We start from the raw sequence: 12,759 nt of genomic DNA, 5'->3' as shown, positions 1-12,759 counted from the left end.
CCAATAGTTAGGAATAGGGACTGATGAATCAAACTCCCCCTAATGCAGTTACAATTGCAAAGATTAAAAATAAGGCTCCCCCACTCAGGGTCAGTATCCGCTCCGAAATCCGTCCAGCCATCAGGCCACCGCCTAGCACCGCGATCGCCACACAGCTTCCATGGCCCATCATGGCACCGAGGGCAACGCCCAAAGCATGGTTAGTGGCAGCAAGGGTAATCGTAGCAATTTGGGTGCGATCGCCCCATTCAGCAATGAAAGTGAGACTAAAGGCCTCCAAAAAAGTCGCCCAAGCAGGATTACTGCCCCAACGGCTGAGATTGGCTTCTGCCTTTTCAACGGTTTCCACTGCCGCTTCACACTCATCCTCACAGGGGGTATCCTCCATCTGCCAGCTTTGAATCAGCATCTTTAGGCCAAAAATGGTGAAGAGCAAAATCGCCGCATAGAAGGTGAATTCTCGCGGTAAAAGTTGAAAGACCTTACCCACGGCCACTGAAAGCAGTGTCATCACAATTAGAGCCGCCCATGACCCTAGGAAGACCCACCGCTTGCTGTGACGGGTCGCCAAAATCATAGCAATAAAGAAGGTCTTGTCTCCCAGCTCAGAAATCGTGATGAGGGTCAGCCCCGCAGTAAAAGCCGTTAGCATAGGAAAGGATTCTAACTTGACCACCCCTTAAGGTAGCACGCTGCCATGACTGCACCCAACTTTACTGCCATCTTGAATCAGATTGATTTACCCCTCGATTGGCTAGGGCTGCGTTATGTTGAGGAGATTGTCACGACTCGCAGTGCTCGGGATGGACATCCTGAAATGAACCAGCGATCGCACCAGCGGGGTGTCATGGTTGAGGTGCTCGTCAATGGTCAATTTGCCTATACAGCAACCCCAGATTTGCAACCCAGTGCTATCCATCGGGCGATTCAGCAGGCCTATCAACAGGCGAAAGCCGCTGCCCATTGGCGAGTCTTTAACTTTACGCCAGCGGCACGGGGCAAGGGCAAAGGACATTACCGATCGCCCCAACAGCAACCCTTTGATCACCTCTCAGCCGCTGAGTTGAGTCACCTCCTCAAGGACATTTGCCATAGCCTCAAGGTGAGTGACGAGATTGTGCAAACCCGTGCCTTTGTGCAAACCGTAGAGACTACTAGCCAGTGGTTCACCAGTGATGGCAGTCAAATTGAACAGCAGTTTTATCAAGTGCTCACCGACATGAGTGCCACCGCTCAGGGGGCAGGGGTAGTGCAGCAACGGACAGATCACGGTTGGTTAGCCCGCTGTTATCAAGGGGGTCTAGAATGGCTGACGACTGATCAATTGAGCGATCGCGCCCACCACATTGGCGAGCAGGCCGTTGAACTCCTCAGTGCCCAAGAGTGTCCAGAAACAACGACGACGCTGGTACTTGCTCCCGATCAAATGATGCTGCAAATCCATGAGAGCATCGGCCACCCCCTAGAGCTAGACCGTATTTTGGGAGATGAGCGCAACTATGCCGGCAGCAGCTTTATTCGCCTTGAGGACTTTGGGCAGCGGCAGTATGGCTCCCCCCTCTTGAATGTCACGTTTGATCCGACGGTTCCCGGTGAGCTGGCCAGCTACGCCTTTGATGACTTGGGGGTGCCGGCTGAACGCACCTATCTCATCAAGGAAGGATGCCTGCTGCGGGGTCTGGGCAGCCTTGAAAGTCAGCAGCGAGCCGGGGTTGCCGGTGTTGCCAATGCCCGTGCCTGTTCTTGGAATCGTCCCCCCATTGACCGTATGGCCAATCTGAATATCGAGCCGGGCACACAATCGTTTGATCAGATTATCGGCAATATCGAGTCAGGGGTGTACATGGAATCCAATCGCTCTTGGTCAATTGACGACTATCGTCTCAAATTTCAGTTTGGCTGCGAATATGCCAAGCTCATTGAAAATGGCCGCCTGACCCGCACACTGCGCAATCCCAACTATCGCGGCACAACCCCCGAATTTTGGCAGAGCTTGATTGCTGTCGGAGATGCCTCCACCTTTGGCATCTTTGGCACACCGTTTTGTGGCAAGGGAGAACCGAACCAAGCCATTCGTGTGGGACACGCTTCGCCAGTATGTGCCTTTGCCAATATCCAAGTCTTTGGTGGTGGTTAGTCAATGGGCGAGGTCAGACTCGAACTGACATGGGGAAACCCCGCTACATTTTGAGTGTAGTGCGTCTACCATTTCGCCACTCGCCCTCAGACTTATTATTGTACCATGCTTTAGGACGACTGAGCCATCTCCAGAGCGTGACAAGCGCGCTCCACAAGGGTCTGTAGGGCAGGCAGTTGCTCGGTGTGTTCTGAGTAGTACAAATTGGCATTGCCGCGATCGGTGTCCTCCCAAAACTTGGGCTGAGCATGGCGCAGGCGATCGCAATTTTGCTGAAAGAGACGCTTAAACCCCGCCAAGCCCAGAACCGCTGCATCCTCCACCATATCCTCAACAATCCGCTGGGCAAACTGGGGTTGTTGCCGTGCCAAGTAAAAGAGGGCGAGTCCCATTTGCAGTAGGCGCACGCCTGTACTTTTGCCATAGGGGCGATCGCCATTTTGGGGTTGACGCAGTTCCGGCGGATTATCTAGGCGAAGCATTTCCTCCAAGAGTTCTAGTTGCAGTCGCTGCTCCCACTGCTGCTCGTTCACGAGGATCAAGACCTTCTTTAGCTCAGCAGCAAAAACATCAACAATAAAGTAAAGGGCAGGACTATTCTGTGCCAACTCATAGACTTCATTCCCGTAGGCACGTAGATAATTCACACACGTTTGGGTGAGCTGGGGTCGCTGGTAATGCACCAGACTCTCGATAAACCGCCGATAGTGAAAGGCCAAGTTATAGAGATTGCGTGCCTCATTATGACGACTGCCGTGTTTAATGGCAAAGCGCATCATTGTATTGAAGCGAATAATAATTAAGTCCAGCAAAATGTCATCCCCCATACTGAGAATGCGGTGGGCGATCGCACACATCTCAGAGGCACACAGCGACGCCAAAGGAAACTGCTCCTCCTCCAAAAAGCGCACATAGGCATTCCCGAGGAGCCGAAAACACTTCTGCTCATAGAAGGTATGGTTCTCTTCAATCTGGCTAAATTGATCGAACATCGTCTTGAAGGCGATATCCCCCATTACCGCACCACTGAGGCGAAAGAAATAGGCTGGGTAGTTCGGCTTGCAACTGATGTAGTGCTGAAGCAGTTCACTGACTGCACCAATAATCTCGGCCTGCGCTCCCCGAAACGCCACATAGGCCAGCAAATCATCCAATTGGTTCAATCCCGCGATCAGGTGAGCCTGACTGCGGCGCAAAAACTGCGGTTGATAGGACACGCCATCCTTGAGAACGATGCCCAGTTGACTCATGTAGTGATACTGGCGGCGGTAAATTTGCTGAGCCACACTTTCTGGTTGGATGGACTTGAGGATGTAGAAGATGTAGGGCAGTGCCGTCAAAATCGCCAAGGGCAAAAGGCCGTATAAATTCAACAGGATGCTGCCAACGGCAGGCCTGCCCAAGTCCTGCAAAATCTTGATGTAGAAGATATGGGCACCGCCCAAAACCAGACACCAGACATAGATCAGGCTTGTCCAGTCCTGCATGTACAGTTCAGTAATTTTGGGAATATTTTGCGCCGCAATGGAAATCACAATGATTAAGGTGCCGAGGGTGAGGCCAATCACCGAGAGCCACACCTCTGGGGCAAAGTCAGTGTCAAAGGTACCGGCAACCAACCCAGCAAAGAGCCTTGGGGCAGTCGCTTTCAGATGAGTCAGGACAAGGTTAGCACTGCTATCCAAGAGGGCAAGGGCAGCCAGACTCAGACCAAAAGCCACCAGCGATCGCGGCAGATGGGGAGTGGTCAGGAACCAGCGGTGGAGTTTCTTCAGCATCTATCCATTTGGGTCAACGGCCTTCGCTCCCGACTATGGCACACCGGCGCCCAAATTTTTTGTTCCCCCTTTGAGATCTCTGGGAATTCATGCTAAGATAGTGTTCCTGACTTGGGCTTGTAGCTTAGTGGATTAGAGCGGCTGACTACGGATCAGCAGGTCGGGGGTTCGAGTCCCTCCAAGCCCGTTAAATCAATTGATAAGAGTGTTCCTCTGTTGATTCATTGATTCAAAGGAAAAAGGGTGGTCGTCGCCACCCTTTACTGAATTTTTATGGTTTCTCAGCGATCGCAGACTGCCTAGACCACCACGGTTTTCTGAGTCACTTGTCTCAGTTCACCTTTGGCGTATTTGGCGGCATAGTCATCGAGGCTGAGTTGCTTGATTTTGCTGGCGTTGCCGGCGGTGCCAAATTGCTGATAGCGATCGGCACAGACTTTTTGCATGTATTTAATGGACGGCTTGAGGAAGTGACGGGGGTCAAATTCCTTGGGTGCCAAGGCAAGGGCTTCGCGCACCGCAGCGGTAATGGCTAGGCGGTTGTCGGTGTCAATGTTCACTTTACGGACGCCGCTCTTGATACCTTTTTGGATTTCTTCCACAGGCACGCCGTAGGTTTCAGGAATTGTACCCCCGTACTGGTTAATGATGTCAATCAAGTCTTGGGGCACGGAGCTAGAACCGTGCATCACCAAGTGGGTGTTGGGTAAACGGCGGTGGATTTCTTCCACGCGGCTGATGGCGAGGATTTCACCGGTGGGCTTGCGGCTAAATTTGTAGGCACCGTGGCTGGTCCCAATGGCCACTGCAAGGGCATCCACTTGGGTGCGCTCCACAAAGTCCACGGCTTGATCGGGATCGGTGAGGAGCATCGAGTGATCGAGGGCACCTTCAAACCCGTGGCCATCTTCGGCTTCCCCTTTACCGGTTTCCAAGGAACCAAGGCAGCCCAGCTCGCCTTCCACAGAAACACCAATGGAGTGCGCGACTTTTACCACTTCACTGGTGACAGCGACGTTGTACTCATAGCTAGCGGGAGTTTTGGCGTCGGCTTCGAGGGAGCCATCCATCATCACACTGGTAAAGCCGTTGCGAATGGCGGAGTAGCAGGTGGCAGGCTCGTTACCATGGTCTTGGTGCATGACAATGGGGATGTGGGGGTAGGTTTCCACCGCAGCCAAAATCAGGTGACGCAGGAAGTTTTCCCCAGCATATTTACGGGCACCCCGCGATGCTTGCAAAATCACGGGACTGTCGGTTTCGTGGGCCGCCTGCATGATGGCTTGGATTTGTTCCATGTTGTTGACGTTGAAGGCGGGAATGCCGTAACCATTTTCGGCTGCGTGATCTAGCAGCAAGCGCATGGGTACGAGTGCCATAGGCTGATGTCCTCCTTAGTAGAGCGGATGTATCGCTTCGTTAACCTTACCGATAATCTTAGGCTATGTTTGCTCGTTTATGTTACAGGGGAGCGATCGCTGGCCTATTGAGAATACAGTCCCTTTTTATAGATAAGGGGTACACAAAATGAGGATAAGGTTCAAAAAATCTCGCGTACGGGTACTTCAATGCCGTTAATCACGGGTACAGGGATGCCCCGCGAGACATGGAAATAGATCCAGTCCTCCAAAAGTTCGGAGAGATGCTCGCGGCATTCCAGCACTGTGTTGCCATGGGTCTTGACCCCCTCAAGGTCTGGAATTTCACCGTAGATCAGTCCATCCTCTGCATTGAAGTGATAGATAGCCCGCTCAAGGGCCGCATTCATATAGTCCGACAGCGACATCCCTAGGGGTGGCCTCCTGACAGGTAGGCAGCAACAGCAGCAGCGGTTCGATTGCCATGTTCGACGCGATCGCCCAAGGCGACACCCTCAGCATAGTTACTACACAGAAAAAGGCCGGGAGTTTGACGAAGGGCATGGGTCACCTGCTGCCACTGCTCAGGGTAGCCCACCATGTATTGGGGAATTGCCCGTCGCCAAACCTTCATACCGAGTAAGCGTGCCTTAGCTGCGGGTAAATCAAGGAGTCGGGCCAAGTCCTGCTGCACCTGCTGGATAATGGCTTCTTCGCTCAGGCTCCCCAAATCAGGATCCGTGGCACCGCCAATAAAACTCGTAAAGACTTGCCAACCGGCGGGAGTGCGTTGGGGAAAGAGACAGGACGACCAAATGGTGCCAAGGGTGCGGATGCCCTGACCGCGAGGAATCAGTACCCCAAAGCCGCAGCGGACACTGCGTCCCAGTCCAGCAGGGTAAGCCAAGACCACACAGGCCACGGTGGGATAGGGGATAGTGGCCAAAACACGGGCGATCGCTGGCTGAAAAGGCGCTACCAACTCTGCGCTTTGATAGGCGGGCGTTGCCAAGACCACACTGCGAGCGTGCCACGTTTGCTCACCACTGCGCAGCAGATAGCCACCCTTGGGTTCTGGGGTGATTTCTTGAACCGCGGTTTGCAGGTGAATCGGTGCCTTCAATTGTTGAGCGATCGCCCGAGGTAGCGCAGCCAAGCCTTCCTTAAAGGAGCCAAGTTCCCCCGGTCGCATCTGCACCCCCGTAGGCGGCTTCGGTTTAGGGGCTTGTTGACGCCGCAGGCGCAGGGCACCAGCAATGAGGCCACCCCCGAGTTTTTCTAGGTGAGCAATACGGCGAAAAGCAGCAGCGGCACTCAGTTGTTGCGGATCACCCGCATAAACCCCAGAGACAAAGGGCGCCACCAGCCGTTCAGCCACCTCCTGCCCCAAATGGCGACGGAAAAATGAATTGACTGATTCATCGCCACTGCCCAGATAGGGGGGCACAAACCCTAAAGCACCAAGGGCCGCCCGCACTTTTCCCCAAGGACTGAGGAGATTTGAGGTGGCTAAGGCAAGGGGACGGGTGGGTTCTAGGGGGTAGAGTTGTCCCCGCCAGTAGATGTAGCGGGGCAGGTGGCGATCGCCCCGAATGAGTTCCGACTGCAAGCCCACCTCAGCAATGAGTTGTAACAAGGCAGGGGTCGGTGCAAAGCTATTGGGACCCAGTTCCCAGACAAAGCCCTCCGCTGTTTGTGTCGTAATATTCCCCCCAAGGCGATCGCTGGCTTCGAAAAGAACCCCACTGTACTGGGGGGCACTTTGCTGCAACCGCCAAGCCAGACTCAGGCCACTGAGGCCACCACCCACAATTGCGACATCTACCTCATTCACCCGTTTTGCTACCCTCCAAAGTGTCTAGGCTCGCTTGAACAACGAGTCGAGATAGACCCGTGCCGTGCGGCGATCGCATTCTCCATTTTGCAGCAAAAAGAGCGACAATGCGGCCACAAAGACACGATCTTGATCCCAATCGGGATGCCGCTCGAGGTAGTATTTCAGGGTCTCGTGTAGCTCCTCTGGAATCTCGGCAAGAATACTAATCGTGGCTTGAGCGTTCATACCGTGAGTTACCTCAATAAAACCAAGACAAAATTGCAGGCACCATCAGCTCGCCCTGGGTAAACCTGTGGAAAACTTCACATAAAAGTCCTGACCAAATCCCCAAACCTCTGACTCAGAGCGGGATTTAGCCCTACATCCACAAGGTTTCAGAGCAAGTGAATCTCTATCCGTGGAACTCCATTGTCTGGGTTGTTCTAGGGTCTGTCAATCCTTGTTTTCACCCATCTTGGCGATCGCAATCCACGACAGAATCAGCGTTTCCAGACTTTTGGCGCTCCTTGCGTTTTCCCCAAGGGACCAGAGGCAGTTATCCCCAGAAATGTCTTGAAATCCGATCACACCGTAAAGACCTGTGGAAAACTTTGCCCCAATCTGTGGAAAACGTTGGGAAAATTGGGGAATTTTTGGGGAAAGTTAGGGGAAAATTAAGGTTCTATTAAGGTTCGCTTCAGAGAAAATAAAAGCAGCAAAAGTCAGGGATTCATGACTTTATTAACTTTTGCGGGATTCGGGGAGCGATAAGTCCTGCCCTGCACCCGATGGAGTGAGATGTCACAGACGGGCTTCACGGGGCGGCCAGTCATCGTCCTCAGGGGGAGTATGTTCTGGATTTTCGATGGTTGTTCCCTCTGGCGTTGCCTCATCGTCAACATCACTACTTTCGGGAATATCCCCTAGGAGATCGGCAGCAGAGGTGCGCGATTCTGGAGCTGGAGGCAGCGTTTCTGGCCGTTCAGCATCGGGAGCAGATTCAGAGGTTGGAGGGGGTTCAACCACTGCTTCAGGGGTTGCCGTGGGTTCTAGAGTCTCAACTGCTGTTTCAGGAGATGCGTCCTCTTCTGGTGCTTCGGCGGTCACTGTGGGCTCGGGAGCATCAACTGTTGTCTCAGGAGGGGGTGGTTCTTCTGAAGCGGCAACCGTTGCTGGTTCTGACTCCTCTGGGGTGCTCGCAGGGGGCGGCGGCGGCGTTTCAACCCTAGGCGCTTCTGGGGCAGTCATTTCGGCAACCCCTTCGGACGGCAGATCAGCCAGTGCGCCTGTAGGAGTCTCTGCGGTGGGGCTGGCTGTTGCAACTGGCGTTGGTTCAGGTTCAGCAGATTCTTCTGGGACTGCGGCAGCTTCCTCAGTGGCTGGGGTGGGTTGTTTGGCAACGGTACTGGGAGTCTCTGTCTCCCCTGTCCACAGATCTTCTTTGATGTCACCAGTATCCATCGGCGGTGGCGGGGTATCCACGGGAAGCTGGGGGCGATCCGGCTGTTTCTGGAGGCGATCGCGCAAGCCACTGATGAGGCCTTGCAGTTGCTCACCGATTTTCGCAAAGGTGCCTTCGGGCAGTAGAGACTGGACTTTTTGCCAGAGGGCTTGGGCTTTTTGGGTGTCGGTGCGATCGCCCGGATAGGTGAGTTGCCAGCGATAGCTAAGGGTCTGCCAACCCAGCCAGAGAATTAAGGCCACTGCGGCTGCTGTTCCTAGGAGCAATCCACCGCCAATGCGATCGCCATAGATCCACAGAGTTAGGGCAAAGAATAATCCCGCGCCACTGGCCACCAGATCAAACCTACGGTACAGTTCCGGCAGGAAGAACCCCAACAGATACAGGCTTAAACTGGCGATCGCCATACTCCAAGCCAGCAAGTTCGTCAGCATTCCCAGTCCTCAGCAAGATAACGGCACACACACCGACAAGGCGGTATCAACCTTCTACCTTACACCGCACTGAATTTGTCTCTACTAGAGTTTATTCTTTGTCGAACCGCTGATCCCGAAGGAAGAGGGCGCCATAGGCTGAATAAACTGTTTGCAAAAAAAATTTTGGCTCAGGGTGACATATTTGCCTTGGATCTGCCAGTATTAGCCCATGAGGATTGAGGGTGACCTGCTATGATGAGCCTAAGGATTTATGCCTATTAATACTCATCTATTGATATTAATTATTGATTCAGAGTATTTCTTTTTGGTGGAGCAAAGGAGTTGTTTGTGGCAAATCAGCCAGTGATGGAGTTTAGTGAGCGTCCATTCCACTTCATTGGCATCGGTGGTATTGGTATGTCAGCCCTTGCCTACATTCTCGCCAAGCAGGGCTTTAGGGTGTCTGGGTCCGATTTGCGCCCCAACCGCTTGACCGCGCAACTGGCTGAGTTAGGCGTGCAGATCTTTATTGGCCAGAGTGCTGCCAACCTTGAAACGTATCCCTTTGCCCCTCTGCCTCAAGTCATCTGCTCCACCGCTATTCGCAGCGATAACCCCGAATATCAAGCGGCTCAACGGTTAGGCTGTCCTATTTTTCACCGTTCCGATGTGCTGGCGGCACTGATGCACCGTAGCCAAAGTATTGCCGTTGCCGGTACCCACGGTAAGACAACCACCAGCAGCATGATTGCCTATTTGCTGTTGCAAGCCGGACTGGATCCAACGATTATTGTCGGGGGTGAAGTGGCGGCGTGGCAGGGCAATGCCCGTGTGGGTCAAGGTTCTTACCTTGTTGCTGAAGCCGATGAGTCCGATGGCTCCCTGCGCAAATTCCATCCCCATATTGGGGTGATTACAAATATCGAACTCGACCACCCGGATCACTACAATTCCCTTGAAGAGGTGGTGGCCACATTTCAGCAGTTTGCCGATCAGGCAGACATTGTTATTGGCTGTGCCGATTGTCCAAATATTCGCGATCGCCTGCATCATCCGCGCCTGTTGACCTATAGCCTTCAGCGGCAAGCAGCGGTGGACTACTGTGTGGATCATATTCAATACACCTCTGAGGGCACCACGGCACGGGTTTGGGAGCGGGGCACCTCCCTTGGAATTTTGCAATTGAATGTCTTGGGCGCCCACAACCTGCAAAATGCCTTGGCGGTGATTGCCGTGGGACGTTATCTTGGCATTGACTTTGCCACCATTGCTGCTGCCCTTTTGGAGTTTCGCGGTGCCCGCCGCCGCTTTGAAGAACGGGGACAGGTGAATGGGATTCGCTTTATTGATGACTATGCCCACCACCCCAGCGAAATTACTGCAACCCTAGAGGCAGCCCGCCTGCAAGTGGGTACGCAAGCCCCTTGGCAACGGGTCGTAGCCGTGTTTCAACCCCATCGCTATAGCCGCACCCAAACCTTTCTCGAGGCCTTTGGCCAGTGCTTTACCGCAGCGGATCACGTGATCTTGACGGATATTTATAGTGCGGGCGAACCCGATCCCGGCACAATTAGTGGTGCCGATGTGGCCACCTGTGCCCGTCAGTATCATGCTGCAGTGGATTATTGCCCCACCCTTGAAGCGGTACAAACTCGCTTGGCGCATCTGCTGCAGCCGGGAGATTTGGTTATCTTCCTTGGGGCTGGCAACCTCAATCAACTCATTCCGTCTGTGATGGCGGATCAAGAACAATTAAGTGTCTCTTCCCTTACTGAGGCGATCGCCCTATGAGCTTGGCCTGCGTGCCCCAAACCCAGTGCCCTCTGCAACGCCACATCTCCCTTGCCGAGTTTACCACCTTGAATGTGGGTGGCTCTGCCGAATGGTTTGTGGAACCGCGTACGATTACTGAATTGCAAGCGGCCTATACTTGGGCACAGGAAGAGGCACTGCCGATTACGGTTTTGGGGGCAGGGTCTAATCTGCTGGTGAGCGATCGCGGTGTGGCCGGTCTTGTGATCTCGACTAAGCATCTGCGCTATCTCAAACGTGATCTAGAGACTGGACAACTGACGGTGGGTGCGGGGTATCCCTTACCTAGGTTGGCTCACTGTGCCGCAAAACTGGGCTGGCGCGGTCTGGAGTGGATGGTTGGCATCCCCGGCACCGTAGGAGGGGCAGTGGTGATGAATGCGGGTGCCCATGGCGGCTGTGCAGCGGAGCGGTTGGTGTCAGCAGTGATTCTAGAACCCGATGGCACCTTGGCAGTGGTATCGGCCCAGGAGTTGGGTTATGCCTACCGCACCTCGAATCTTCAGGATACGCCGCGCTTGGTATTGCAAGCCACATGGCAGTTGGAACCTGGCCATGATCCAGCGCAAGTCAAGGCAGCGACCCAAAAACACCTGAGCGATCGCCTGCGGACGCAGCCCTACGATTTCCCCAACTGTGGCAGTGTCTTCCGCAATCCCCAAGAGCGAACGGCGGGTTGGTTAATTGAGCAAACGGGCTTGAAGGGCTACCAGATTGGACGTGCCCAAGTTTCTCAGAAACACGCCAATTTTATCCTCAACTGTGGTGGCGCAACGGCCATGGAGGTCTATCATTTGATCCGCCATGTGCAAACCACTGTGGCCGATCGCTGGTCGGTGTGGCTGCACCCAGAAGTCAAGCTGATTGGTGACTTTGCCTAGCGCCTATGGCCATCACCCTCTGCATGATTGTGCGGGATGAGGCGGCACGCTTGCCCCAATGCCTTGCCAGTGTGGCTGGTGTTGTGGATGAGGCGGTGATTGTGGATACAGGGTCACAGGATGCAACGGTGGCGATCGCCCGCGATTGGGGGGCACGGGTCTATGAAGTCCCTTGGCAAGAGGATTTTGCAGCAGCTCGCAACATTGCCCTGCAATATGTCGCGACGGAGTGGGTGCTGGTTCTGGATGCCGATGAAACCCTAACTCCCGCCTTTGCGGCTGTACTGCCTGACATTTGCCAACACCCCCAGTTGCTCGTGGTGACACTGCTACGGCAGGAATTGGGTGTAGTGCCCCCCTATACCTATGTGTCGCGCCTCTTTCGTCGCCATCCCGACCTCGTTTTTCAGCGTCCCTACCACGAAACGATTGATGACAGCGTGCTGGCCCTGCAACAGCGGGAACCCCATTGGCAAATTGGTCACGTCAACGGTGTCGCCATTGTCCATAGCGGCTATCTTGGTGCCCAGCGACAACAGAAACAGGAACGAGCCGAGCGGATCATGCGCCGCCACCTTGAGCAGCACCCTGAGGATGTCTACCTGTGGAGTAAATTAGCCGGTGTCTATCTGGCCAAAGGTGACTTGGAGTCGGCTCAGCAGTGTTTAGAACAGGGCTTAAAGGCTAAGACACTCCCGCCGGCGATCGCCCATGAACTTTACTATCAGCAGGGGAATCTCTATGCCGAGCGCGGTGAGTGGCCAGCGGCAATTGCGGCCTATGAAATGGCCCTACGAACGCCCACCCCTACAGTGATGCATCTTGCCACCTATCTGCGGCTAGCAGAAGCCCAAAAGCAATTAAAACGCTGGGGTGATGCCTTGGCCACCTACGATCGCCTGCAAGCATTGGATCCCACCTGTGCCTTGGCCTATCAAAATCAGGGGGCACTCCTACTGCGCTTAGGAAACGTCAGTGCGGCTCTTGACAAGCTGCGTCAAGCCATTAACCTATTGCGCGATCAAAATCCCGCGGAAGCCCAGCGCCTCACCCAAGAACTGCAGGCAATGGGACTTCTCTCACCCAGCGAGGAGAGGTC

Annotated in this window: 11 protein-coding genes and 2 tRNA genes; 5 read left to right on the top strand and 8 right to left on the bottom strand. The window is 54.1% G+C overall.

The window, feature by feature from the left end; all coding sequences use genetic code 11:
- Positions 1–28: 28 nt before the first annotated feature.
- Entirely contained in the window at positions 29–652 is a 624-nt protein-coding gene (locus tag IGQ15_RS08550) for a TMEM165/GDT1 family protein (RefSeq protein WP_297050803.1), read from the bottom strand.
- A gap of 45 nt (positions 653–697) precedes the next feature.
- Here IGQ15_RS08550 and IGQ15_RS08545 point away from each other — a divergent pair, with 45 nt between their 5' ends.
- Positions 698–2,137: a TldD/PmbA family protein gene (locus tag IGQ15_RS08545; RefSeq protein ID WP_297050801.1), complete on the top strand. Its 1,440-nt coding sequence runs from the start codon at positions 698–700 to the stop codon at positions 2,135–2,137.
- A 4-nt stretch (positions 2,138–2,141) separates the two neighbouring features.
- Here IGQ15_RS08545 and IGQ15_RS08540 read toward each other — a convergent pair.
- Together IGQ15_RS08540 and IGQ15_RS08535 are read right to left on the bottom strand one after the other, a co-directional pair.
- Positions 2,142–2,223, bottom strand: a tRNA-Leu gene (locus IGQ15_RS08540).
- 24 nt (positions 2,224–2,247) lie between these two features.
- Positions 2,248–3,915, bottom strand: coding sequence for a hypothetical protein (locus IGQ15_RS08535; RefSeq protein WP_297050799.1), 1,668 nt, complete (start codon positions 3,913–3,915; stop codon positions 2,248–2,250).
- Between the two features lie 113 nt (positions 3,916–4,028).
- Here IGQ15_RS08535 and IGQ15_RS08530 point away from each other — a divergent pair.
- Positions 4,029–4,102: transfer RNA gene (locus tag IGQ15_RS08530), tRNA-Arg, on the top strand.
- 112 nt (positions 4,103–4,214) lie between these two features.
- Here the strand turns inward: IGQ15_RS08530 and fba are convergent.
- From fba to IGQ15_RS08505, 5 genes are all read right to left on the bottom strand, one after another.
- Entirely contained in the window at positions 4,215–5,294 is a 1,080-nt protein-coding gene (fba, locus tag IGQ15_RS08525) for a class II fructose-bisphosphate aldolase (RefSeq protein WP_297050797.1), read from the bottom strand.
- Positions 5,295–5,455: 161 nt separating this feature from the next.
- On the bottom strand, positions 5,456–5,701 hold the full coding sequence (locus IGQ15_RS08520) for a type II toxin-antitoxin system HicB family antitoxin (protein WP_297050795.1): 246 nt from the start codon (positions 5,699–5,701) through the stop codon (positions 5,456–5,458).
- A gap of 2 nt (positions 5,702–5,703) precedes the next feature.
- Positions 5,704–7,107 (bottom strand): protoporphyrinogen oxidase, encoded by a 1,404-nt coding sequence (gene hemG, locus IGQ15_RS08515; protein ID WP_297050793.1) that lies wholly within the window; start codon positions 7,105–7,107, stop codon positions 5,704–5,706.
- A gap of 24 nt (positions 7,108–7,131) precedes the next feature.
- Entirely contained in the window at positions 7,132–7,335 is a 204-nt protein-coding gene (locus IGQ15_RS08510) for a DUF2811 domain-containing protein (RefSeq protein WP_297050789.1), read from the bottom strand.
- 555 nt (positions 7,336–7,890) lie between these two features.
- Positions 7,891–8,985, bottom strand: a complete 1,095-nt coding sequence (locus tag IGQ15_RS08505; RefSeq protein WP_297050787.1) for a Ycf66 family protein — start codon at positions 8,983–8,985, stop codon at positions 7,891–7,893.
- Positions 8,986–9,333: 348 nt separating this feature from the next.
- On the opposite strand from IGQ15_RS08505, the gene murC reads away from it, so the two are divergent.
- The 3 genes from murC to IGQ15_RS08490 form a co-directional block, all read left to right on the top strand.
- Positions 9,334–10,758 carry a UDP-N-acetylmuramate--L-alanine ligase gene (gene murC / locus IGQ15_RS08500; RefSeq protein WP_363315828.1) on the top strand — a complete coding sequence of 475 codons (1,425 nt, stop codon included), beginning with the start codon at positions 9,334–9,336 and terminating at the stop codon, positions 10,756–10,758.
- The gene (gene murB, locus IGQ15_RS08495) at positions 10,755–11,660 is read left to right on the top strand and encodes a UDP-N-acetylmuramate dehydrogenase (RefSeq protein ID WP_297050784.1); all 906 of its coding nucleotides are present in this window, start codon (positions 10,755–10,757) and stop codon (positions 11,658–11,660) included. The genes murC and murB overlap by 4 nt, the downstream gene beginning before the upstream one ends.
- A 5-nt stretch (positions 11,661–11,665) precedes the next feature.
- Positions 11,666–12,759 (top strand): glycosyltransferase (locus tag IGQ15_RS08490; protein WP_297050782.1); only part of this gene is annotated, 1,094 nt, incomplete at its 3' end.

This window comes from Thermosynechococcus sp. M98_K2018_005, assembly GCF_015295825.1.
Lineage (GTDB): Bacteria > Cyanobacteriota > Cyanobacteriia > Thermosynechococcales > Thermosynechococcaceae > Thermosynechococcus.
Note: the sequence above shows the minus strand (reverse complement) of the source record. Positions and strands in the feature narration are given on the sequence as shown.